Origin of the sequence: Paraburkholderia nodosa DSM 21604 (genome assembly GCF_000519185.1) — a bacterium.
Taxonomy (GTDB): domain Bacteria; phylum Pseudomonadota; class Gammaproteobacteria; order Burkholderiales; family Burkholderiaceae; genus Paraburkholderia; species Paraburkholderia nodosa.
On record NZ_JAFA01000031.1, the window covers coordinates 77,737 to 101,065 of the forward strand.

Sequence of the window (23,329 nt, forward strand, 5' to 3'; positions counted from 1 at the left end):
ACAACACGAAAACGGTCTGGAGGACCACCGCGGATGAGGCTGAAACCTGGCGGGAATGTCGACGCGCCCGGACAAACACGCCGGGCAACGCTGGAGGAACGTGCCGAAACGGCACGCCACAGATGAAGTTCTACAGGTCGAGCACGAGAAGCGCAGATCGGGCGCGCGAGCAACACGGCAGGAAGTACTCGCCGGCAGCCTTCTCCGCATCAGTAAGATAGCTGTCCCGATGATCGGGCTGGCCTTCGAGCACACGAGTCATGCATGTGCCGCAGACGCCCTGCTCGCACGATGTCAGCACGTCTACGCCGTGCCTGGCGAGCGCTTCGACAACCGAGCATCCGGGCTGCACGTCGATCACCGCACCGCTGCTCTGAATCCGGACCTGGAATGCCGCTTCTTCGCCCGAATACGGAGTCTGCCCGGAAAAGAACTCGTAGTGCAGCCGGTGTTCTGGCCAGCCCTGTGCGCGTGCCTCCGCCAGCACCGCCTCCATGAAGCCGCGCGGACCGCAGACGTAAAGATGCGTATCCGCCGTCGCTGCGCCGAGCACCATGGCAACATCGAAGCCTTGATGCTCGCCTGCGTCATCGAAATGGAACTGCACGCGGTCGCGATACGCAGATCCGGCCAGCCGATGCTCGAATGCGGTCTGTTCGCGCGAACGCGTACAGTAGTGCATATCGAACGACGCCCCGAGTGTGTGCAGATGCGCAGCCATGGAAAGGACCGGTGTCACACCGATGCCCCCTGCCAGCAGCAGGTGCCGGCCAGCCTGCGAATCGAGCGGAAAATGGTTGCGTGGCTCGCCGATACGGATCAGGTCACCCTGCTGTACGCAATCGTGGATCGCCATTGACCCGCCTCTCCCGTTCGCATCGCGCAGCACGGCGATTTCGTATCTGTCCTGCTGCGCTGGGTCGCCGCAGAGAGAGTACTGCCGCACGAATCGGTCTGGCAGATGCACGTCGATATGGGCGCCTGCGCTGAAGCGGGGCAGCGGCGCACGGTCTGCCCGCATGAGTTCAAAGCCGCAGATGCCGCGCGCCTCATCCCATTTGCGCACGACTTCGACCATCAACGTCGCGGCGCTCACGGGGCCTCCTTCGTGGGCACCATCGGCACAACCGGCACGACCGGACGCCCGGGCTGTTTCGCGCTCTCCCCGGCCAGCAGACGATCGATCACCTTGCGCGATAGCACACCGCCGGCATCGATGTTGAGCTTCAGCAGCGGGCGATCCGGCCACGTCAGCAGGTTCTGCTGCTGACGTTCGAGCATCTCGAGGTCCTCGGCGAAAATTTTCCCCTGGCCCTCTTGAATCTGCGCGGTCAGTTCAGCGTCGTCAGGCCGGAAATTGCGCGCCATGCCCCAGAAATACCAGATAGAGGTCTCCGTTTCCGGGGTGATGAAATCGACGACGACCGACGAGGCCTTGTGTTCTGCGGGCGCATCGTAGCCGCCATGCCCGGCATGCGCGACACCGACCTCGATCATGACGTGGCTCGGCGGGCTGAAGCGGCAAATCTGCCAGCGATCGACTGGCACGTCGTCCGCAAGCCCGTTGCCGCGCAACGCCATCTTCCAGAAAGGCGGAGCGCCGATGTTGTTCATGAAACGGCTCGTGACGACTTCATCGCCCTGGCTGACCGTCTTCGGCGGCGCCTCGTCGATCTCTTTCTGACCAATACTGCTTGCATGCACATAGGTTTCGTGCGTCAGGTCCATCAAATTGTCGATCATGAGGCGGTAATCGCAATTGATGTGATACAGGCCGCCGCCATAGGCCCAGGCAGGGTCTTCCGCCCACGGCAGAGGATGCAGTTTTTCCGGATCCGCCTGCGATGCGTCACCGGGCCAAACCCAGATAAACCCGTACCGTTCGACGGCGGGATAACGCCTGATCGATGGGAAACCGCCAATACGCTGCCCCGGCATCCCGGACGCCTTCCCGTCGCACCCCATCTCCAGCCCGTGATAGCCACAGACAAGCCGCCCGTCGCGGACAAAGCCGAGTGACAGCGGTGCGCCGCGATGCGGGCAGAAGTCTTCGAGGGCCACAACCTTGCTGCCCTCCCCACGATAAAACACGATCGTCTCGCCGCAGATCTTGCGGCCGAGCGGCCCGGCTGCGATCTCGTCCGGCATGCAAGCCACGTACCACGCATTCTTCAAGAACATGTCCCTTACCTCCTGGTTCCCCTGGTGCAATGTTGCCGATTTCCGGCTCATCATTCAGTATGCTGAATCACAATCAGTGTACTCATTCAAGGTGACCCGGACAAGGAGAGCGGTATACTGGTTTTCCCTCGACGGGTCACCCAGACATTCGAACAACGCGGATCAAACGAAGACCGCTCTCCCCTTGCCATGAAAAACCGGAATGCCGCCGACACACAGCGTCGGCCACTGGATCTCTACGAAGAGCCCGGCCACCTGATCCGCCGCGCACACCAGATCGCGGTTGCGATGTTTTATGAAAAGCTCGGGCGCGACGTCACCCCGGTGCAATATGCCGTGCTCCGCATGCTGGATGAGTGTCCCGGCCTGGACCAGGTCACACTCGCACAGAAGGTCGCGCTCGACACCTCGACCACGGCCGACATCGCTGTGCGGCTGGAAAGCAAGGGGTGGATCGTACGGGAGATGTTGCCGAGGCGGCAGCGGCGGCTCATGCTCACGCCTGAAGGCAAGATGCTGCTGGCCGGGATGGTGCCGCTGGTGCGCGATCTGCGCGACAGTCTTTTCGAAGGTATGGGCGAGAAGGACGCCATTGACCTGATACGCCTGCTCGGTAAATTCGTCCATTTGAACAACGAGCAAAGCCGGGCTCCGCTCAAGGCATAGTGCCTTCACTCCTTCAAATCGCGACTTGTTCGGAAGGCAACGGCAAGAGACATGCTGTGCGTCTGCCGGACCAATGCGCCCAGCAAAAAATGCCCGCGTCTTCCGACGGAATCACCTCCGTTGCGGCACGGAACCGAGTCCAGTTGCTCAGCCCACCGCATAATCGCGCGCCGTCGCAGCGCTCATCCCTGCAACACGGCACGCATTGCCGGGGTGACGCGAACCGTGCGCTTGAGGCGCTGTCATCGCTCGCGACACCGCGAACGATTCACGTTCACAAAGTCAGGTTGTGCCTACTGCAGGGCGCTGCACAATTTTGCGCTCTGCCCCGCCAGACAAGGCCCGAGCGGCGCTTTCCATTGCAAGCAAAGTTGGACCTGTCGAGTGCCGGATCAAGGAAGGTTGTGTCGCGACCTACGATTGCAGCCGAAGTTGTATCGCGACGGGCGGAGCAATGGTCAATGCGCAAACGCCTTCGAAGCTCATTTGCCGGGAAGTGCTGGAAAGCGCGCAGCAGGCGGCGATTCACGCGGTAGGACCAACTTCGCTTGCGTCTGCGCCGAAGTTTTCTCCAGAAGTCGAAACACAAAGCGAATATAGAGATAAGTATTCGAAACGGCTTCCGGTTCGGGACATACTTAGCGGCAAGTACTATTGCCGCTACAGCGGCGTCGAAATCGACATTCAGCCGCCGTCACCCTTGCTTCCCCCGTGGTTTGTCCAAAAACATTATGGGAAGCAACAAGCGAAAGATCGCTCTTTATATTTATGTAAAACAACGTTGCGGGTTGGGCATTGCTTAACTCACCACCGCGAGCCGGTTTCGTGGTTCAATCTGTCCGCATGTAAACGCGAAAGCTCATCGCCGTATCAGCGACCACAACAGCAGCGCCAGCAATAGAACCGAGATCCCCTGCCAGAACAGCACTGGTTCGCTCTCGAGCAAGGGCTTGCGTCGAACCGGAGCCATCGCACCCTGGCCGCTCGAAAGGCGCTCGAGATCGGCGCAGACTGCGAGTACGTCCTGATACCTGCGTGCGGGATCGGACTGCAGCGCTTTCTCCAGCACGAGGTCAAGCCAATGCGGCGCGTCGAGCCGATACTGGTAAAGAGGCACGCGGCCATTGAAGCCGTATGGCAATTTGCCACCGCTGAACAGCCGGTACAGCGTCACGCCATACGCAAATACCTCGGAACGCGCATCGCCTTGCGCACCCTTCATCAACTCAGGCGCCATGTACGCGGGTGTGCCAGGCGCGGAGGCTGGGCCAGGCAACTCCATACCGGGCATATAACCGAAGCCCAGGTCGAGCAGGCACGTCCTGTCGTCCTGCATCACCAGCACGTTCTCGGGCTTGATATCGCGATGGAAGACATTGCGCCGATTCAGCGCGTCGATCGAGCGGCCCAATTGCCGTGCTATTCCGATCGCGCGCGGCAGCCCTATGGGCTCGGGCGCCGAAAGCAGCTTTTCGAGCGTGACTCCCGCGCCGAGCGGCATCACCACATAAAGCCGGGTTTGCCGATTGGCGTCAACAGGCAGCGGCGCGAGCACGCCGGCGTCGCCGACCTTGCCTGCGAGCCAGCGCTCCCGCACGGTCGACTGGCGTATGTTCTCGTCTTGCTCGACGCGCGGTTTGGGAAACTTGAGCGCCAGTGGCGTGTCCGGATCGGCCAGATCGTAGCCGGCGAAGATCCGCGAATAGAAGCCATCGCTGAGCACGCTCTTGAGCAGATATCCATCGATCACGTCGCCGGCGTCGGGCACGGCGAGAATCGGCAGCATGCCGACCACTCGCTCCAGATAGCCGACGTCGAGCAAAGGCAGGCTGCCGACGTCAATCACCGCGCTCGTGACGTCGTCCTGGGAGCCGCGCGTCAGTGCCAGCGCGTCGAGTCGGCGCGCAGTTTCGAGCGCGCCATTGCGCGTCGCGAGCACCGTTTGCAGTTCCCGCACTGGCACATGACGATAAAGACCGTCCGAGCACAGTAGCAGGCGATCATCCTCACGCAATTCGAACGTTTCGAAGCGGGTCACGAGCGCCGGGTTCATGCCAACGGCGTGCGCCACGTACGAACCAAAAGCAACCGGCACAATGTCGTCTTCGCCGATTTGTGCCAGTTGCCCGTCGCGCAGCAAATAGAGCCGCACATCTCCGGCCGCTACCAGATACGCTGTGGCGCGCCGTATGACCAGCGCGGCGAATGACGCGGCCATCTGCTTGAGCGTTGGATCGACGCGGCCCATGTGGTGCAGCCATCCGTGCACCGCCTCTAGCGAACGCGCAGCGGCCACGCTGGGCTGGAGCGTTTCGGGTAGCCCGTAATACGCGTCGATGAAGGTACGCACCGAGAGTTCGGCCGCGACCCGGCCACCCTGACTTCCGCTCACACCGTCTGCCAGCGCGATCACACTGCCACGCGCGGCGCGCGCAGCCAGGTCGCCCAGCATCACGCCGAAATAGTCTTCGTTGACGCGATTTTGCCCACGCAGACGCGCCGGGCGGGAGACGCAGCCGATCTCGAGCGCGGCACATTCGCCGCGCTCGGGCTGCAACTGCAAGTCGACTTCCTGAGAATCCGCTTCGCGAGGAGCAATCGCTGTCCCGGCTGCATGGACCGACTTCCGGTCCGCGGCCGGTGCAGACAGGCGGTCCACGAAGCGCGGTTCAGTCATTTACTTTTTGCCGTGAGTCATCACGTCGCTGGTTTCCAGATCGTGTTCGATCTTCTCGAGCACCTGCGGCGAACGCTTCTTCAGCATGAGCAACCAGACCGTGCCGACCAGCATGTACGCCACGAACAGATACGGCAGTATGTTATACGGATAGTCAGGCACCGGATAGACGCTGCCAATCACTGCGCCGACCATCGCCAACGCGCCAAGCACGCTCCACAGCACGTTGACCGGCTTGAGTACGCCCAGCTTCTTCAGATAGAGAGGCGCGGAAACCGCGACGAGAAAATAGGTCACCAGAAAGCCAAAGGTGGCGAACGTACTCGTGTAACCGAAGGTATTGAGTGGACCGGTGCCAAGCATCGCAATGCACACAACGAAAGTCACGATCGAGGAGAATGCCACAGCGAGATACGGCGTCTGGTGCGTGCGGTGAACCATTCCCATTGAGCGGTGCACGAACTGGTAGCGACCCATGGAGTACAGCAGGCGGCTGGACGAGTTGATGCACGCAAGCACACACGAGAACGCGCTGACCGAGGCGATCAGATAAAACACCGGGCCGAGCGGCGAGGCGCCGACGCTCGTCAGCAACGTGGTAAGCACGGCCGAATCGGCGCCGAGCTTGGCTGCATCGTCGTGGTAGGCGATCGTCATCGAATACGCGACGAACATGAAGAAGACACCCGACAGGATCAAGCTCCAGACCACGGCGCGCGGGATGATGCGCAGCGGGTCGCGGGTCTCCTGGCCAAGCGAGGCAGCGCTTTCGAAGCCCACGAACGAGAAAATGCCGAGCACCATGCCCTGCGCCATGCCCTTGCCGCTCACGCCCTGCAGGCTCAACTGCGTGTGGTCGACGATATGGTCGGGATGAAGGGCGAGCACGTAGATCAGCACGCCGCCCACGATCAGCACTGAAGCTGCCTCGATTGCCAGTGAGAGGCGCGAGGAAAGCTTCACATCGCGTGCGGAGAAGAACCAGGCGAGAGCAACGAACACGGTGTAGATTGCCCACGACGGGACGTTGATGCCCCAGGAGGAGAAGGCATTCTGCACGAACACCACACCTGCAGCGCCTACCCCCATCGCGGTGCCTATATACGCTGCGATCAACCCCCAGCCGGCCATGCCCCCTGCCATCGGGCCGAGCGCGCGCGAAATATAGATGAAGAATGAGCCGGCGGTTGCAATCCGGCTCGAGAGCGCGATGATGCTCATGCTGACAAGCAGCAGCCCGAGCGTCGAAAGGCCATAAATCAGCCAGGTCCCCGCGCCTGCCAGCGCCGCGATCGCGGTCACATTGATCGAAGGCGTAAAGGTTGGCGAAACGTTGGCGATAGATTGGCCAATCACCTCGGCAAAACCTAAAGTACCGGCACGCAGGCCGGTTGACGATGCCGGCGCTGCCTGTGTGGTGCTTTGCGTACTCATGTAGGGCTCCTGAAAGATTGGGGATTCAACGTCGTGTTTGCTTAACTTTCCCAGAGTCAAAAAATTTCAGCGAACTGAAATTAATTGCTCCAGCCGGGAATCCACGAAGTGCCCGCGAGTGGCACGCGTGCCATCGCGGCGGCTTCCACGGTCAGGGCGACCAGATCCTCGGGCTCGAGGTGATGCACGTTCTGCTTCCCGCAGGCACGCGCGATCGTCGTCAGTTCCATGTTCAGCGTCTTCAGGTAATTGCGCACGCGCCGCGAACCTTCGTCGGGCTGGAGGCGCTGTTCGAGAACGGCGTCCTGGGTCGTCACGCCAACGGGGCATTTGCCGGTGTGGCAGTGGTGGCAGAAGCCCGGCGACGTGCCGAGCGCGGCATAGTCGGCAGCCGCCGAATGCAGTGCGCCGTTCTGGAAGTAGCTGTCGCTATTGCAGCCGAGTGCCATCAGCATGCCCTGCCCGATCGCGACGGCGTCTGCACCAAGCGCCAGCGCCTTGGCTACGTCGGCTCCGGTCCGAATGCCGCCCGACACGATCAGTTGGACCTGCCCTTTCATGTTCAGGTCTTCGAGGGCGTCCACCGCCTGGCGCACCGCAGCCAGCGTCGGAATCCCGACGTTCTCGATGAAGCAGGTCTGGGTGGCCGCGGTGCCCCCCTGCATGCCGTCGATCACGACCACGTCCGCGCCAGCATGGACGGCGAGCTTGACGTCATTGAACGTGCGGGTCGCCCCGACCTTCACATACACGGGCGTGTTCCAGTCAGTAATTTCGCGCAGTTCCTGGATCTTGATCGCCAGATCGTCAGGACCGGTCCAGTCCGGGTGACGGCTCGCCGAGCGCTGGTCGACGCCGGCCGGCAAGGTACGCATCGCCGCCACGCGCGGATTCACTTTATGTCCGAGCAGCATCCCGCCCCCACCCGGCTTTGCGCCCTGGCCGATCACAATTTCGATCGCGTCGGCACGGCGCACGTCGTCCGGATTGAAGCCGTAGCGCGACGGCAGGCACTGATAAACCAGCGTCTTCGACGAGCGGCGCTCCTCCTGGGTCATGCCGCCGTCGCCGGTGGTCGTGGACGTGCCCATCGCCGTCGCGGCCTGCCCGAGCGCCTCCTTGACGTTCGCGGACAGTGCGCCGAAGCTCATGCCCGCAATCGTGACCGGAATATCCAGCACGACAGGTTTCTTTGCGAAGCGCGTGCCCAGAACGGTCTGGGTCGAGCACTTCTCGCGATACCCTTCGAGCGGATAGCGCGACAGCGAGGCGCCGAGAAACAGCAGGTCGTCGAAATGCGGCACGTGGCGCTTCGCGCCGAGACCGCGAATCTCATAGAGACCTCGCTGTGCGGCCGAGTGGATATAGTCGATCGTCTTGCGGTCGTAGCCATGCGACTCTTCGTGCTGCAAACGACCGAATTGAACGGGTTTGGCATCCATGGGGAACCTTCTCAGAGAGCGTGTGTTCAATATTCCTGGTTCGCGTCGGCGTTCCAGTGATAGAGCGTGCGGGCGGAGGCGATTCGCTTGAAGGACGACGCATCGTGATTCAGCCCGGCGGCCGCGAGCAACACGCGCACTGCGTCGAGATCGGCGTCGCTCATCGGTTCGTACTGCGCGTCCGCCCCCAGCGATTTCACTTCGCCGCGCACGTAGAGCACCGCTTCATAGAGCGAATCGCCCAGCGCGTCGCCCGCGTCGCCGCATATCACCATGCGGCCCGCCTGTGCCATGAAGGCCGAGAAGCTGCCCACGGAGCCACCCACCACGATGTCCCCGCCTTTGAGCGAGATTCCGCAGCGCAGGCCCGCGTCGCCGTCGATCACGAGCAGTCCGCCGTGCGCGGAAGCGCCCGCGCCGTTCGAGGCGAAGCCGCGCACATGGACCTTGCCGCTCATCATGTTCTCGGCGACGCCCGTACCGGCGCTCCCCTCGATCACGATCGTCGCCTGCTGGTTCATTCCGCCGGCGTAGTAGCCCGCGTGGCCCTTGATCGTCACATGCAGGTCGGCATCTACGCCCACGGCGATGTTGTGTGCCCCATTCGGCGACGTGAGGGCGATGCGCTGCCCCGCCAGCGCCGCTGCGTCGCCGTGCAGGTATTGGTTCAGGTCCCGGACCGTCTGCGTCTCGAGGTCGAAAATCAGGCTTTCCATACGTACATCTCCTCGGGAGCGGGTTCGAAGACCTTCGCGTTGCGGATATCGGGCAGATGCGCGAGCGAGCGAAACTCCGAGGCAATCGCTACGTAGTCTTCGTTCTCCGCGACCACGGCCGGCTTGCACGCGAACGGATCGCGGATCAGCGCGAGTTCGGTCGTCGTGCCCATCAGGAACGTATAAAAGCCGTCCAGCTCCTCGAAGCCTTTTTGCAGCGCCTCGGGCAGCGCATCGCCCTCGCGCAGGCGCCATTCAATGAAGCGGCACGCGGCTTCGGTGTCGTTGTCGGTATCGAAGTGGATGCCGAGCGGCTCGAGCTTGCGGCGCACGCCGTACGGGTTTGAAAGCGATCCGTTGTGCACGAGGCAGAAATCCTCTCCCGCCGTGAATGGATGCGCGCGGTCCGGCGTGACGGCCGATTCCGTGGCCATGCGCGTGTGGCCAACGAGGTGCGAGCCTTTGAGGTTCGCGAAGTCATAGCGCGCGGCCACTTCGGCCGGCGAGCCAATGTCCTTGTAGAGATCGATCGAGCGTCCAGTGGAAAGCAGATAGAGCTTCGGATAATGCTCGCGCAACCACACCTTGACGCGCTCCGCATCGCCCTGAAGCGTGAGCACTGCATGATTGCCCTTCACGTCGAAGCGTGCGGTGACGTCCAAGGCGTGATTGAGTGCGTCGGCGAGTGCGGCCCACGGAAATTGCGCGCCCTCGTCCGTGAAGCCCGCGTAGAGGCTCAGCTTGCGCTGGCTCGCATCCACCTCGCTGCCGAACACCGCAAGCCCCGCCGAATCGGGCCCGCGCTCGGTCATGCCGATCAGCATCGGCACCATCAGCTCGCCGAGCCGCTCGCGTAGCGCCGGCGTCTTCACCAGCAACCCTACGATTCCACACATTGTGTGTTCTCCTTAGAAAAATTCGAGGTAGTTCTTGAGTTCCCAGTCGGACACGTGCCGCATGTATTCGAGCCACTCCATGCGCTTGAGCTTGAGGAACTCACCGGCCACCGGGCCGAGCGCCTCGCAGATCAGCGTGTCCGCCTCGAGGGCGTCGAGCGCCTGCTCGAGGTTTTGCGGCAACACCGCAATGCCGTGCGCGGCAAGTCGCTCCGACGACCACTCGTAAAGGTTTTCGTTTGCCGGTGTGCCCGGATCGAGTTGCCGGTCGATCCCGTCGAGCCCTGCGGCAATCACGGCGGCCGTTGCGAGGTACGGGTTGCAGGAGCCGTCCGGCAGACGCAGTTCGATGCGCTCGCCGGGCATACGCACCATGGTCGAGCGGTTGTTGTCGCCATAGCTCACATAGGCCGGCGCCCACGTCGCGCCGGTGAGCGAGCGCCCCACCACGAGGCGCTTGTACGAGTTGACGGTCGGATTGCACAGCGCGGTGAGCGCGGGGGCGTGCGCAAGAATGCCGGCGGTGAACTGGTAGCCGAGCTTCGACAGGCTCATGCCCAGCGGGTCGCCGCCGTCGGCGAACAGATTGCGCTTACCGTCGCCGATCGAGATGTGCATGTGCATGCCGTTGCCGGGCCGGTTCGCGAACGGCTTCGCCATGAACGAGCAGATCATGCCTAGCTCGTTGGCGATCTCCGACGCGGCCATCTTGAAGAACACGTAGTGATCGCACGACGTCAGGCAGTCGGTGTAGGTATAGTTGATCTCGAACTGGCCATTGGCGTCCTCGTGGTCGATCTGGTAGACGTCGATGCCAACCGAGCGCAGTGCTTCGGTGAGCCGCTCGAGGAACACCCGCGTGCGCGAGAGACCCTTGTAGTCGTAGCACGGCTTCGCCAGCGTGTCGCTGGGGTCGCACGGTTCGAGGGTGCCGCTAGCGGAGCGGCGCAGCAGCGAGAACTCCGGCTCGAGCCCCGTGAAAAGGGTCCAGCCGCGCTCGGTCAGGCGTGCGACCTGGCGCTTGAGCGTGACGCGCGAATCGAACGGCCATGCTTCGCCGTTCACGTGCCCGTCGCAGACGATGCGTGCGAGGCCCGGCTGCCACGGAACGGGCGTGAGCGTCGCGAGATCGCCGACGGCCATGAAATCGGGGCCGTTCGGCTCGATGCCGACACCCCAGATCGCAAATCCAGCGAAGCCGGCACCCGCCTTGAGCACCGTCTTCAAATGCGCAACCGGCACCGACTTGGCCTTTGCGACACCATGGATGTCGACGAACTGCGCCAAAACGTATTTCACGCCCTGCTGAGCCAGCCAGCCTTGCGCGTTTTCTGCCGAGTCGAAACGGGGCACGCTTCCGGGCTCGCTGAGCGGCAGCTTACTCGTGTCGTTCAGATTCATCGTCACTCCTTGCACCAACTCCGTTTGCGGTTGAAAGAGGCTGGGCGCATCGCGCCTGGGCCGGTTCCGGGGACTTGCTGGCCATCGTTCAGGGCGCTCATGCGGACCCGCCACTACGCTCTCGTCAGGCACTTATCGCTACGCACTACGTCTGGAACTCCTTTTCCTGCCATGCAACAATGCTTCATGCAGTGAAACAACCGGCGCGCGCCGCTGCGTGCCGGCCAGCTACGCGTCAAGCATTTCTACCGAGGCCGATCATGCACACTGGGGACGACAGCAAAGCACCACTAGAACGCTACCTGGGCGCCACGATCCGCGAACTGCGCCTGCGCCATGACCTGACCATCGCCCAGGTCGCCGACCAGGCCGGCATCAGCCGCGGCATGCTCTCGAAGATCGAGAACGCGCAGACCTCAACCGGACTCGACGTTCTGCACCGCATTGCACAAGCACTCGGCGTTTCGCTCTCCACGCTCTTTCGCAACTTCGACGTTCCGCAAGGCGACGCACAGCTCGTCAAGAAGGGCGCGGGCATGGAAGTCGTTCGCAAGGGCACCAAACGCGGCCACACCTACCATCTGCTTGCCTACGACCAGGGCCCGCGCAAAGCCTTTGAGCCCTTCCTCATCACCCTCGAAGACGAAGCGGAGCGGTTTCCGACCTTCGAGCATCCGGGCACCGAGTTCATCCACATGCTCAAGGGCGTGATCGAATACCGCCACGGCCAGCAGACCTACATCCTCCATCCCGGCGACACGCTTACCTTCCAGGCTGATATTCCTCATGGCCCCGAGCGACTCATCAAAACACCGATCCAGTTCCTGTCGATCTTCATCTATCCGCCGGGAGCTGCCGAGTGAGGCGCAGGCCCTGCCATCCCGCCTGCGCTACTTCTTACGCAACGTTCGTGCCATGTTTATCTATATGAATCAAAAATTCCTGCTGATAAACACCCGGCGCGCACGCCGCCCCTCTCCACCTCGCCTTCCTGATTCGCTCGCTTCGCTGCTTGCCTGCTGACGGTGCGCGGTTTTCCTGCCTGCTGTGCGCCACTGCACTGAATCGGGACGCGGGCTTACGTTCGAGTATCAGAATTGCTTATGAAAGCGCGGACGCTGGTGCGAGCGCCTGCACCGCGTCGAGCGCCGCTCCGACCATGCGGGAAAGCGTGGGCTGCATGGCTTCGGCACATTCAGCGATGTAGTCGAATGGCGCGCGCTCGTTCATGTAGGTGGACTGGCACATCTCCAGTTGAACTGCATGAATGCCGCGCTCCGGCGCGCCGTAATTGCGCGTGATGTAGCCGCCCTTGAAACGGCCGTTCGCGACCCACGTGTACGGGCTCGCGGCCATCGCATCGACAGCGGCCTGCTGCACCGCGCCCGCGCAGGTGCGTCCGCCCTGCGTGCCCAGGTTGAGGTCGGGCAGCTTGTTGTCGAACAGCCGCGGCAGCACGCTCGCGATCGAATGCGCTTCCCACAGCAGCACGTTCGCGTGCCGCTCGCGCAGACGCGCATGCTCTGCCGCGAGCGCGTCGTGATACGGCTGCCAGTATTGCGCGACGCGCGCGGCCCGCTCCGCCGCGTCGGGTGCGCAGCCGGGCTTGTAGACGGGTTCGCCGCGGAACGTTTCGCCGGGGCACAGGCCCGTCGTCGTCTGGCCCGGATAAAGGCTTTCGTCGTTGGGCGGCCGGTTCAGATCGATCACATAGCGCGAGACGCGCGCGCCGATCACCGTCGCGCCAAGCTCGCGCACGAAGGCATAAAGACGATCGAGATGCCAGTCCGTATCGGCAACGGTGAGCGCTTCATCCGTATAGAGATGGCGCAGCGTCGCCGGAATCTGTGTACCCAGATGCGGAATCGATACGACCAGAGGCGCATCGCCGCGCTCCAGCGAAAATAGTTCGGACATTTTCATACTCCTCTCGTACAAAAATTTCGATCCGGCTACATCAACGCGTCTTCCGGCAGTTGCGGCAAGGCACGCGCGAGCGCCGGCCTGATGGAGGCGTCCAGGACACGCCGCGTCAATGCGACGATTTCATGCGCGAACGCGTCCCACTCACCCTGCCGATGCAGCAGGAAGAAGTCACGCCGCCCGAGCCGTCCGGCTGGCAGCGGCAACACGTCGATCTCGGGTAAATAATGGCGCGCCTGCCAGAGACACAACGGCGTGGAAATCGCAAAACCGAGCCGGGCCGCGACGAGGCTCAGGAGCGGATCGGTCGCGTCGAATTCATAGCGGCGCGGACGGTTGATGCCGAGGTGCCGCGCATAGCGCTCGACCTGCTGTCCGATCACCGAGCGAGGGGTGTATCGGATCATCGGCATTTCGAGCGCAAGCGTGCGCCAGTCGATGTTCCTGCGCTCCGCGAGCAACGCGCGCGAAACGACCACGACAAACGCTTCCGAAAACAGCGGCACCTCGACGATGCGTGCGTCGTTGAGCGTCGTCTGCGTGCATACCGCGAGATCGAGTTCGCGGTCGTGCAACTGTTTGCTCAAGCCCGGTGTCAAACCCGACCACAACGCAATCTGCCGCGCGGAGCCCGATACCGCGCGAATCAGCTCCGGGCCCACGGTCGCCGCGAATGAATCCACGCAGCCAAGCCGTACCGGCAAGGTGCCGGTGTTCGATGCGTCACCAATGCGCGCACTGACCATCTGCGCGTGCTCGAGCAGCGAGCCCGCCAGTTCGAGCAGCGCGCGGCCCGCGACGTTCGGGCGTGGAGGCCGGCTTTCGCGATCGAACAGGACCACGCCCTGATCGCGCTCCAGCGCCGCGATGGCCTGACTTACTGCGCTCTGGCTCACGCCTAGCTGCTTGGCCGCGCCGGTCATCGATCCGGTCTCGCACACCGCGAGAAAGGCTTGCAAGGCATTGAGGTCGATGGGCGCCTGGGTACGTCTCATGGGCTGCTCCGCGGATGTCTGGGCAAATGACGCCACCGCGCCGTCTTCTGCATGATGCCGCCCTGGACGGCCAGCACGCGGAGGATGAGCAATTGCGGTGATGAACCATAAGTTTGCCTAATACAAAATAATGGCGCGCACCGGCAACGCAGAATTTGCCATCGTTCACCCACGGGGGGCCCATGAGCCACTTTGACTATGTCGTGATCGGCGCCGGCGTAATCGGCACGTCCGTCGCCCACCATCTCGCTGCGCTCGGCGCGAAAAGCGTTCTCATGCTCGATCAGGGCACGATCGGTGCGGGCACCACCTCGCAGTCCTCCGGGCTGCTGCGCACGCATTACTCGGTGCGCCAGAACGTCGAACTCGCGCGCGCCTCCTGGTGGGCGTTCAACAATTTCGCCGACTATCTCAGCGACGACGAAGCCTCGTGTGGCCTCGTCAAATGCGGCTACATGATCAGCGCGCCCGAAGGTGACAAGCTCGACCCGCTGGCCGCCTCGCTGCGCGCGCAGCAGGACATGGGCATCGAAGTGCAACTGCTCGACCGCCAGGCGGCGCAAGCGCGCCTGCCCATTGCGACCTTCGACGATGCCGCGCTGATTGGCTTCGAGCCCGAAGCTGGTTTCGCCGACGCCTATCTCGTCGCGACCAGCTTCGCACGCTCCGCGCGCCGGCGCGGCGTAAAGATCATGGAAGGCGTGCGCGTGACCGGCATCGTGCGCGAAGGCCGCCGCGTGGTGGGCGTGCAAACGTCGGCCGGACGCTTTGGCTGCGGCACGCTCATCAGCACACAGAACATCTGGACGCCCGAACTCGCCGAGTGGATCGGCGTGCCGCTGCCGGTCAAGCCCGAGCGCCACACCGTGCTCGCGCTCGAATGCGAAGCCGCGCCCTACACGTTCACCATGCCCGCGTTCAAGGATCTCGGCTCGCCGGGTATGCTCTATTTCCGCAGCTACGGTGGCAGCCAGATGCTGGTCTCCGAAGGCGTGGTGGGCGAAACGCTCAACGCGCCAGAGACCGAGCAGGGCGATATCTCGCTCGACTATGTGGCGGAAGTCGGCGCACAGGTGGCCGAACACTTCCCCGCCTACGAAACGGCAGGCCTCGCCTCTTCGTGGACCGGCGTGTACGACGTCACGCCCGACTGGAACCCCGTGCTCGGCAATGTCACCGATGTGGAAGGCCTCACGGTGGGCTTCGGCTTCTCGGGCCACGGCTTCAAGCTCTCGCCGGGCATCGGCAAGCTGCTCGCGCAGCACGCGCTCGGCCTGTCCACCGACGTCTCCCTCGAACCGTACGCACTCGAACGCTTTGCAAGCGGCGCGCTGCTGACCGGCAAGTACGGTCTGGGCGCGGTGTCGTAACGCCATCGCGCGATGTGTTTTCGCATGCAAACAGGAGAAAACTGATGACTGTCCGCATTCTGGTGCCCGTCAAGCGCGTGGTCGATCCAAACGTGCGCGTGCGCGTGAGCGCCGCCGGCGCGATCGAAACGGCGGGGCTCAAGATGTCGCTCAATCCCTTCGACGAATGCGCGCTCGAAAAAGCGCTGCAACTGAAGGAAGCCGGTGTGGCCTCGCACGTCACGGTGCTCACCTGCGGCCTGCCCGCGCACCAGGACGTGCTGTGCACCGCCCTCGCCATGGGCGCCGATGATGCCGTACTGATCGATACGGGCGCGGCCACCGCCACGCTCGACTCGCTCGCCGTCGCCCGGCTCCTGGCCGCGCACATAAAGGAAGCCGAATACAGTCTCGTCCTGTGCGGCAAGCAGGCCATCGACGGCGACGTGGGCGGCGTGGCGGCGATGCTCGCTGCACTGCTTGGCTGGCCGCAGGCGCTCAACGCGAGCGCGCTCGACGCCATCGACGGCGGTTGGCGCGCGAGTTGCGGCGACGATGCAGGCACGGCGACGTGGCAGCTCGACGGCCCCGCCGTGGTCAGCGCGGATCTGCGCCTGGCCGAACCGCGTCGCGTGACGCTGCCGAGCATCGTGAAGGCGAAGCAGAAGCAGCTCGCCACGCGAGAGGCGGCCTCGCTCGGCGGCGTGTCGAGCGCCCGCAGCCACGTGCTGAAACTGAACGATCCACCCGTACGCGAGCCTGGTGTGAAGGTGGACGACGTCGGAGCGCTGATCGCAGCACTCGCCGATCGACGCGTATTTGAATCCGTGGGAGTTTGACTATGAGAACGCTGGTTCTGGCCGACACCGACGTGGGATCGATTTCCGATGTCACGCTACGCGTGATAGGCGCTGCGCTACAACTGGGGCAGCCCGTCGATCTGCTGGTATTCGATGCGTCGAGCGCAGCAGCGGCGGCGCGTGTGAATGGCATCGAGCGCGTGCTGGTCGCCTCCGCTGGCGCAGCCAATGCGCTCGCGCCCGAAACGATCGCGGCGCAATTGCTCGTCCTTGTCGGAGAGTATTCGATGGTAGTCGCGACACATCGCGCATCCAGCCGGGCCGCGCTGCCGCGCGCGGCGGCACTCTCCGAGGCGGCATTCATCGCCGACGTGATCGCCATTCGCGAGCGCACACAGTTCGTGCGCTGCCTCTATGCGGACAGCGTGATCGCAACGGTGACGAGCGCCACGGCGCGCACCTATGCAAGCGTGCGGCCCTCGTCGTTCGCGCCCGTCGCGGCAGAAGGCGGCGCTGCGAATATCGTTGCGCTCGCACCTATTCTACCGTTCACCGCCACGCGACTCGTCGAGCGACGCGCCGCCGAACAGAGTGGGCAGGACCTCGGCAGCGCGCGCGTGGTGGTTGCGGGCGGACGCGGCCTCGCCTCGCAGGAAAACATGGAGCGCCTCGGCCGGCTCGCAGGAAGTCTCGGCGCGGCGCTCGGAGCCTCGCGCGCGGCGGTCGATGCGGGCTATGCGCCGAACGCCGCGCAGATCGGGCAGACCGGCCGCAGCGTGGCGCCCGACGTATATGTGGCGTTCGGCATTTCCGGCGCGATCCAGCACCTCGCCGGCATGAAGGAATCGAAGTTCATCGTCGCCGTGAACAAGGACCCGGACGCGCCGATCTTCTCGGTGGCCGACGTGGGGCTCGTTGGCGATCTGTTCGCCGTCGTGGGCGCGATCGAAGCCCACGTGCAGGCCGCGGAGCAGCGTCCATGAACGCGCGCCTGCCCGTTCCCTCCGCCGACGCCGCCGAAATCTGCGCTGTGCGGTTCATCGACTGCATGCGCGTGCCGCCCGAGCCGTGGGCCAATGGCGGCGGCACGACGCGCACCCTTGCGCGCGGTCCCGAGCAGCGCGGCGCCGCGCCGTGGCGCGTGAGCATCGCGACGCTCGACGGCCCGGCGAAGTTCTCGCAGTTAGCGGGCTACGACCGCACGCTGCTGCCCATCGGCGACAACGCAGTCGACCTGCTTTCGCAGGACGGCCAGTTGCTGGCGCGCGCCGGCCAGCCAGACCTCAGCAGCACAGGAAGAGGACCGACCCGGAACACGAGCTATAAAGATAAAGTGTTTAAGTTCGACAACCGCTGCTCTCGTCCAGATATGCGAACGCGAGTAATGGATGCCAAATTTACTCTGGACGTTAGTCCGCTGCACAGGACGTCGTGCGGATCCGGCCCATTCGAGCAGCGCACCTGTCGTGCCTGCGAGGCAGTTTTATCGAACTCGGTGTTGGCCGCCGCAATCGATCGTGCGACACAGAGCGGAGAGATCCGGCCGTCCGGGCCGGTCCCTCACGAGCAACGGATTCGCCTTTGTGGACGTTTGTCGAGTGACGGCAAGGCGATCGCTCAACGGCCCAGGCTTACTGCTCAAACCCTGCGTTACGCAGCGCTTCCTCAGCGGCCTCGTGGTCTTGAAGCGATGTTCCGCCAGAAACACCGATGCCCCCCACCACACGCCCCTCGTGAATGATCGGTACACCACCGCCGACCGGCGTCAGCCGCGGATGGTGCGCCAGCGGAGCAACGGTAGGTTCGGCCATGTACTGATTCCATTGGTGCGTGGCCATGCCGAACGACGCGGCGGTCCATGCCTTGTCGATGGCGACGTCAACAGTCAGGAACGGGGCGGTATCCGCGCGCTCGAAAGCGCGCAGGTGGCCTCCTGCATCGGTCACGGCGATCGTCGCGGCGAACCCGCGCGCGGCGCAGGCGCGCCGCGCTTCTGCCAGTAATGCCTGCGCGGCTTCCAGGCTGATCGTTGTCGTGCTGATAATTTGCGATGTCATGTTGATGATCGTTCTCAGAAGGGTTCAGTGGTTGGCAACGACGACCTTGCCGATCATGTTGCCGGCCTCGACCAGCGCATGCGCTTCGATGAGACCTTCGGCGTTGATGCCGTCAATGCGGCGGGTCAGGGTGTGCTTGAGGCGGCCCTGGTCAACCAGTTGCGCCGCGCGGCGCAGCAAGGCTTGTTGCCGTGCGAGGGTGTCGGTGGTGAACATCGCGCGGGTGAACATCAGTTCCCAGTGAATCGAGATGGATTTCCCCTTGAACGGACCGATGTCCAGACCCACCGGGTCGTCGATGAGGGCGAACTGGCCCTCCGGGCGCAGCACGGCTGCGATCTGAGGCACGTAGGCGGCGCTGTTGTTCAACCCGGCAACATGGGTGACGTGCTCGATACCGAGCGCGGCCAGTTGGGCTGCCCAGGGCTGATGGTGATCCAGGACGTAATGCGCGCCATGAGCCAGCGCCCACTCGCGGGTTTCCGGCCGCGAGGCCGTGCCGATGACGGTCATACCAGTCAGCTCACGTGCCAGTTGGGTCAGAATCGAGCCGACGCCGCCCGCCGCTCCGATTACGAGCAGCACGTTGTTGTCGGTCGGATCCGCTGCCTGAACACGCAGACGGTCGAACAGCAGCTCCCACGCGGTGATCGCGGTCAGCGGCAACGAAGCGGCTTCTGCGAAATCCAGTGATGCCGGCATGGGTCCGACGATGCGTTCGTCCACGGCGTGCAGTTCGCTGTTGCAGCCGGGCCGCGTGATGTCACCCGCGTACCAGACACGGTCGCCTGGCTTGAAGCGGGTGGCCAGCGGACCGGTCGCGCGGACGATTCCCGCCGCGTCCCAGCCGGCGATACGCGCACCGCCGTCCGGAATGTCTCCATCGCGCCGGATTTTGGTATCGACCGGGTTGACCGATACCGCTTTCACTTTCACCAGCAAATCGTGGTCGCGCAGTTCCGGCGTCGGCAGCTCGATGTCCTGCAGCGCCTGCGGGTGGCTGACGGGATGGTTCTGATAGAAGCCAATGGCTTTCATACACGGGGTCTCCAAGGGGGTGTGAGACCATGCTATCTTTCGTCGGTATGCAGATAAATGCCCTTTGAGACCAAACAATTTCGGCATTTCAATGAAAATGATTCGACTCGATGACGTTCAGATCTTCGTGCACACGGTGGACTACGGCAGCTTCTCGGAGGCGGCGCGCCAGTTGAATATTGCGCCCGCACATGCGAGTGCGTCAGTGCAGCGACTCGAAAAGGCGCTGGATACACGCCTGTTCACCCGTTCGACGCGAAGCATGCAACTTTCGGACGCCGGGGAGCGATACCTGCCGCATGCGCGGGTCATGATTGGTGCGCTGGAGCAAGGCGAGCAGGCCCTGGCAAACGCCCGGGGGGCGCTGTCCGGGCCGCTGCGGCTGTCCGCTCCGTCTGACTTTGGTCGAAACCTGCTGTTGCCGTGGCTGGATGAATTTCAGCACCTGCACCCCGGCTTGTCGCTGCATCTGAAAATGAGCGACCGGGCGGCCGACCTAATCCGCCAGCCGCTGGATGCCGTAGTGCGCTACGGAGTGCTACCTGATTCGTCTCTTCTGGCCATGAGGCTGGTCGACGACAACCGACGTGCATTGTGTGCCGCGCCGTCATACCTCGAACGGCATGGCGCACCGGCCAAAGTTGAGGACCTGCGGCGACACAACTGCCTTCGGTATGTCTGGAGCGAGCAGATACATGAACGCTGGTGCTTTACCCCGCTTGGTGGCGAACGCACCGTGGCTGTCACGGGTAATCGCATCAGCGACGATGCCGATGTCGTTCGTCGCTGGGCGATAGCCGGGGAAGGCCTTGTCTACAAGTCGCGGCTGGACCTCATCGACGATCTGAGAGCTGGGCGACTGATGGAGTTATTTCCGCCGGAGTATTGCGAACCTGCGCCGTTGCACTTAATTTGTGCGCACCGTGCGCAACTAACGCCGGCGATTACCGAGTTGCATGTCTTTCTACGGGAGCGATGCGCTGCATTGCTTGCCAGCCATCCATTGGGGGGCACTCCAGCTGTGCTCGCGATTTAAATGGCCGCTTCCTGGGCGGAACCGACGTCTCAATGTCCGAGCGCCGGCGCGGGCGAACGACGCTTCATGGCCGCACCCCGACCGACTTGGGCCGGCTCGACGGCCCGCCTCGCTGGGAGGTCGCATCCCGACTGTGCCAGCGGCCATTCCGCTTCGGTCGGGTGAGGGCGCCCTCGTTAGCGGATCGAACAGCGTAGGGAGTGCGCGCTCCGGAATCGGATTGCCTTTGTTGCCGACGACAACGGTCACCTGTCCATCGTGAGCACGGGCTTCGACGACAATCTGCCCCGAACCGTAGCGAACGACGTTTGTCAGGAGATTGACGATCAACTGTCCGATTCGGCCGCCGTCCCATCGCCCCCGGAGGTCGCCCACAAAACGTAGCTCGATGAGCGCGTCTGGATAGGAAGCACGCACTTCATCCGCTGCGTCGCTACATATGCGCCCCATGTCCTGAGGGGTGAAACCCACCGGCAGTGTGTCACCCAGGCGGGTACGCGTAAAAATGAGCAGTCGTCAATCATCTGTCTCATGCGTAACGCGCCGCGCTGTACGAATGCGAGTGCCCTTGCGCTGACCGCAGACAAGCCTTCGTCGTGCAGCAGCACTTCGCTGGAATTCAATATCGCGCCAAGCGGTGACCGGAGGTCGTGTGCAAGTACGCCAGCAAAAAGATCCCGGATGCGCTCCGTACGCATCACGTAGTGCCGTACCGATTCGGCAAGCACCTGGTCAATAGCCTCGTTAAACCGGGTCATTTGCTGAAATGCTATAGCGCCGACCGGTGAAGTCTTCTGCCAGCGGCGCAGCACCGTGGCGCGCAAGGCGCGCGGAACTCCGCGACGACATCGTTGATACCGAATGCGTGTGAAAGGCGGTCCTCCGCGTGCAGACGTGCGACCGCATTGAACCTTGAGTGCGGGGCATGTTTTTCGCCGCGTGACTTGGTTTGCTGCTGCGCTGCATTCTGCGGCTCGCGCATGTCCACTGCGATGGCAGTCAGGATGTCGAGGGCAGAATTGCGCAACTGGCTTTCAGTGAACTGACTGTCCACCTGACTGATTGCAAGGGCACATTCTGCCCAATCGCCGACCAGGGCCTGAATGTTGGCCTCAATGAAGTCCGCCAGGTCCATCTAAGCCTCCTATTGGCATGCGTCGCTTCACTCCGTCGTGCGCCCAACAGATGCTCCATCGGAATTTTACGCATGCAAATCGGTCTTCACGCGGGGATGTCCGTTAAAGAAGGCGGAACCGATCGCCGACTGTTCGACCGGCGAGGCTTGTGAGCAGCGGTTCGTGGCCGATCACTGCCTCTAATATGGACATTCGCGTGCTCAGACGGCGCGAGTCTGGCGCAAGGTTTAGACACGAGTTCGTGAGGGCGGGTGATTAAACGATTAAACTCCGTCCGATAGAGCCGACCCGATGAGCGCTCTATTCGTGATCAAGCCGTGGTAGGCCACGAGCCTTCGGCCCGCATCGGAATCAGTGACCACCATTTCGATGCCTTCGCGTCCGGCCTCATCGACGGCGCGGCGGACTTCTGGACCTGCGACGCGCTGCCCATCCAGCGGAAAGACTGTTACGACGGTGTCGCCCTTCGCCAGTGCGTCTACCACTTCGATTACAGGCGATGCGTGCGGAGCGACCTCAAATTGGTCTCCACTCACGGACACCTGCCCCCAAAGCACGTGTGTGACCCTTTCCGAATTCCCGTCCACCCGAACCGCCGTTATAGCGTGCACAGCCATCGCTTGCCCTCCCTTGTTGGGGAAATCCTAGCACGAGCGCAATGATCAGCCTTCTCGGAACCGAACAGTACCGGCGAGCCGGCGAAGGTCGGAACAACGGAAAAGCATCTTGAGGATGCCCTACAAGCGGCGATGCCGAAGCGGCGGTTTTTGGCCGATCATTTTTCGATGGATAGCTGGGAATGGACGCACTTCATCTGATCTGTACTCCTTCGTTATTTTGCACAACGCAATTTATCAATCTTATTTAGGATAGGGAAGTATAGCAACTGACCAGACTACAACGAATCCCGCCTGGGCCGCAATATTTTTTGTGGGAGTCGATGACGGCGAGGCGCTTGCGCCTAGTTCGTGCTCACTCGTCGGGAGCCACTCGGCGCGCACGGCCGGCTCAACGTCAACTCGTCGCGGTGGCGTGGCGCTCACCGCGATGGCGCGTCACGGTTCCGCGGCCCTGATTGACCAGGTCCGGAAGACTTGCTGCCGGACTTCAGGCGTGGTCACGCTGCTCGGATGGGTGCCTGAGCATGACCAAGTAGCGCTAGCCGAACGAACCGCGGCTTCGGTCGCGAGCGTCACGTCCGTAGACATCAGGTGGCTCGCCCATGGACGGTAAGATCAATTGCGACGGTCAGAAAAATATACCATTGTTTCGCCTCTCACAGCCGGGATGGGATGACTCTTTGGTCTCTCAGCCCAGCCTCTCCCCGCCTCCTCATACGTTCTCTCGTCAAAGCCCGCCGTTGCACCTCGCGTGCGTCAGGTAAACCCCGCATGGCAACCTTGAAGTCCGGTGTTTAACATCCCACGACGTTACCGGTAACGTTGCATGGTACGCAAACATGCTTTCTGGCCAGGCACACCAATATTAGGAGACGGGAATGCGTCCATCGGGGATCGCCGTGCGTGCACTGTACGCAGGCGTCACATTGCTCACGATTGCGTCGATATCAGGTTGCGCGCAC

The 23,329-nt window shown here is 63.0% G+C and carries 23 protein-coding genes; 8 read left to right on the forward strand and 15 right to left on the reverse strand.

Annotated features, from left to right (window positions below):
- Nucleotides 1-130: 130 nt before the first annotated feature.
- The gene (locus tag A3CW_RS0132855; RefSeq protein WP_028207352.1) at nt 131-1,096 is read right to left on the reverse strand and encodes a PDR/VanB family oxidoreductase; all 966 of its coding nucleotides are present in this window, start codon (nt 1,094-1,096) and stop codon (nt 131-133) included.
- Nucleotides 1,093-2,181, reverse strand: coding sequence for an aromatic ring-hydroxylating dioxygenase subunit alpha (locus A3CW_RS0132860; protein ID WP_028207353.1), 1,089 nt, complete (start codon nt 2,179-2,181; stop codon nt 1,093-1,095). The genes A3CW_RS0132855 and A3CW_RS0132860 overlap by 4 nt, the downstream gene beginning before the upstream one ends.
- Nucleotides 2,182-2,370: 189 nt before the next feature.
- On the opposite strand from A3CW_RS0132860, the gene A3CW_RS0132865 reads away from it, so the two are divergent.
- Both A3CW_RS0132865 and A3CW_RS52635 read left to right on the forward strand, forming a co-directional pair.
- Nucleotides 2,371-2,847, forward strand: coding sequence for a MarR family winged helix-turn-helix transcriptional regulator (locus A3CW_RS0132865; RefSeq protein WP_028207354.1), 477 nt, complete (start codon nt 2,371-2,373; stop codon nt 2,845-2,847).
- 454 nt (nt 2,848-3,301) lie between these two features.
- The gene (locus A3CW_RS52635; protein WP_154678095.1) at nt 3,302-3,748 is read left to right on the forward strand and encodes a hypothetical protein; all 447 of its coding nucleotides are present in this window, start codon (nt 3,302-3,304) and stop codon (nt 3,746-3,748) included.
- Here the strand turns inward: A3CW_RS52635 and A3CW_RS0132870 are convergent.
- The 6 genes from A3CW_RS0132870 to glnT form a co-directional block, all read right to left on the reverse strand.
- Nucleotides 3,707-5,524: a bifunctional protein-serine/threonine kinase/phosphatase gene (locus A3CW_RS0132870; protein WP_081771915.1), complete on the reverse strand. Its 1,818-nt coding sequence runs from the start codon at nt 5,522-5,524 to the stop codon at nt 3,707-3,709. The genes A3CW_RS52635 and A3CW_RS0132870 overlap by 42 nt on opposite strands.
- Entirely contained in the window at nt 5,525-6,958 is a 1,434-nt protein-coding gene (locus tag A3CW_RS0132875) for an APC family permease (RefSeq protein WP_035514624.1), read from the reverse strand.
- A gap of 80 nt (nt 6,959-7,038) precedes the next feature.
- Nucleotides 7,039-8,400: an FMN-binding glutamate synthase family protein gene (locus A3CW_RS0132880; protein ID WP_028207357.1), complete on the reverse strand. Its 1,362-nt coding sequence runs from the start codon at nt 8,398-8,400 to the stop codon at nt 7,039-7,041.
- 26 nt (nt 8,401-8,426) lie between these two features.
- Nucleotides 8,427-9,116 carry a GltB/FmdC/FwdC-like GXGXG domain-containing protein gene (locus A3CW_RS0132885; protein WP_028207358.1) on the reverse strand — a complete coding sequence of 230 codons (690 nt, stop codon included), beginning with the start codon at nt 9,114-9,116 and terminating at the stop codon, nt 8,427-8,429.
- Entirely contained in the window at nt 9,104-10,012 is a 909-nt protein-coding gene (locus A3CW_RS0132890) for a class II glutamine amidotransferase (protein ID WP_028207359.1), read from the reverse strand. The genes A3CW_RS0132885 and A3CW_RS0132890 overlap by 13 nt, the downstream gene beginning before the upstream one ends.
- Nucleotides 10,013-10,024: 12 nt before the next feature.
- The gene (gene glnT, locus A3CW_RS0132895) at nt 10,025-11,413 is read right to left on the reverse strand and encodes a type III glutamate--ammonia ligase (protein WP_028207360.1); all 1,389 of its coding nucleotides are present in this window, start codon (nt 11,411-11,413) and stop codon (nt 10,025-10,027) included.
- 260 nt (nt 11,414-11,673) lie between these two features.
- Between glnT and A3CW_RS0132900 the strand changes: the two genes are divergently transcribed.
- Nucleotides 11,674-12,276, forward strand: coding sequence for a helix-turn-helix domain-containing protein (locus tag A3CW_RS0132900; protein WP_028207361.1), 603 nt, complete (start codon nt 11,674-11,676; stop codon nt 12,274-12,276).
- A 238-nt stretch (nt 12,277-12,514) separates the two neighbouring features.
- Here the strand turns inward: A3CW_RS0132900 and hutG are convergent, their stop codons facing one another.
- Together hutG and A3CW_RS0132910 are read right to left on the reverse strand one after the other, a co-directional pair.
- Nucleotides 12,515-13,330 carry an N-formylglutamate deformylase gene (gene hutG / locus A3CW_RS0132905; RefSeq protein WP_028207362.1) on the reverse strand — a complete coding sequence of 272 codons (816 nt, stop codon included), beginning with the start codon at nt 13,328-13,330 and terminating at the stop codon, nt 12,515-12,517.
- A 35-nt stretch (nt 13,331-13,365) separates the two neighbouring features.
- Complete coding sequence (locus A3CW_RS0132910; protein WP_028207363.1) at nt 13,366-14,331, reverse strand: LysR family transcriptional regulator; 966 nt, start codon at nt 14,329-14,331, stop codon at nt 13,366-13,368.
- A 182-nt stretch (nt 14,332-14,513) separates the two neighbouring features.
- Here A3CW_RS0132910 and A3CW_RS0132915 point away from each other — a divergent pair, with 182 nt between their 5' ends.
- From A3CW_RS0132915 to A3CW_RS54610, 4 genes are all read left to right on the forward strand, one after another.
- The gene (locus tag A3CW_RS0132915; protein WP_028207364.1) at nt 14,514-15,701 is read left to right on the forward strand and encodes an NAD(P)/FAD-dependent oxidoreductase; all 1,188 of its coding nucleotides are present in this window, start codon (nt 14,514-14,516) and stop codon (nt 15,699-15,701) included.
- A 44-nt stretch (nt 15,702-15,745) separates the two neighbouring features.
- Nucleotides 15,746-16,519, forward strand: a complete 774-nt coding sequence (locus tag A3CW_RS0132920; protein ID WP_028207365.1) for an electron transfer flavoprotein subunit beta/FixA family protein — start codon at nt 15,746-15,748, stop codon at nt 16,517-16,519.
- Between the two features lie 2 nt (nt 16,520-16,521).
- Nucleotides 16,522-17,463, forward strand: coding sequence for an electron transfer flavoprotein subunit alpha/FixB family protein (locus A3CW_RS0132925; protein WP_028207366.1), 942 nt, complete (start codon nt 16,522-16,524; stop codon nt 17,461-17,463).
- Between the two features lie 65 nt (nt 17,464-17,528).
- Complete coding sequence (locus A3CW_RS54610) at nt 17,529-18,221, forward strand: HutD family protein (RefSeq protein ID WP_154678097.1); 693 nt, start codon at nt 17,529-17,531, stop codon at nt 18,219-18,221.
- On the opposite strand, the gene A3CW_RS0132930 is transcribed toward A3CW_RS54610, so the two are convergent.
- Complete coding sequence (locus tag A3CW_RS0132930; protein WP_028207367.1) at nt 18,112-18,537, reverse strand: GlcG/HbpS family heme-binding protein; 426 nt, start codon at nt 18,535-18,537, stop codon at nt 18,112-18,114. The two genes, A3CW_RS54610 and A3CW_RS0132930, sit on opposite strands and share 110 nt — an antisense overlap.
- A 24-nt stretch (nt 18,538-18,561) precedes the next feature.
- Nucleotides 18,562-19,575, reverse strand: a complete 1,014-nt coding sequence (locus A3CW_RS0132935; protein WP_028207368.1) for a zinc-binding alcohol dehydrogenase family protein — start codon at nt 19,573-19,575, stop codon at nt 18,562-18,564.
- 97 nt (nt 19,576-19,672) lie between these two features.
- On the opposite strand from A3CW_RS0132935, the gene A3CW_RS0132940 reads away from it, so the two are divergent.
- Nucleotides 19,673-20,611 carry a LysR family transcriptional regulator gene (locus A3CW_RS0132940; RefSeq protein WP_028207369.1) on the forward strand — a complete coding sequence of 313 codons (939 nt, stop codon included), beginning with the start codon at nt 19,673-19,675 and terminating at the stop codon, nt 20,609-20,611.
- Here A3CW_RS0132940 and A3CW_RS54015 read toward each other — a convergent pair.
- The 3 genes from A3CW_RS54015 to A3CW_RS54025 are packed head-to-tail and all read right to left on the reverse strand — an operon-like array spanning nt 20,540 to nt 21,746.
- The gene (locus A3CW_RS54015) at nt 20,540-21,028 is read right to left on the reverse strand and encodes an ATP-binding protein (protein WP_245623806.1); all 489 of its coding nucleotides are present in this window, start codon (nt 21,026-21,028) and stop codon (nt 20,540-20,542) included. The two genes, A3CW_RS0132940 and A3CW_RS54015, sit on opposite strands and share 72 nt — an antisense overlap.
- Nucleotides 20,938-21,369, reverse strand: a complete 432-nt coding sequence (locus tag A3CW_RS54020) for a histidine kinase dimerization/phospho-acceptor domain-containing protein (RefSeq protein WP_028207370.1) — start codon at nt 21,367-21,369, stop codon at nt 20,938-20,940. Before A3CW_RS54020 ends, A3CW_RS54015 begins: the two co-directional genes overlap by 91 nt.
- Before the next feature lie 11 nt (nt 21,370-21,380).
- Complete coding sequence (locus A3CW_RS54025; protein WP_028207371.1) at nt 21,381-21,746, reverse strand: hypothetical protein; 366 nt, start codon at nt 21,744-21,746, stop codon at nt 21,381-21,383.
- Nucleotides 21,747-23,329: the final 1,583 nt, after the last annotated feature.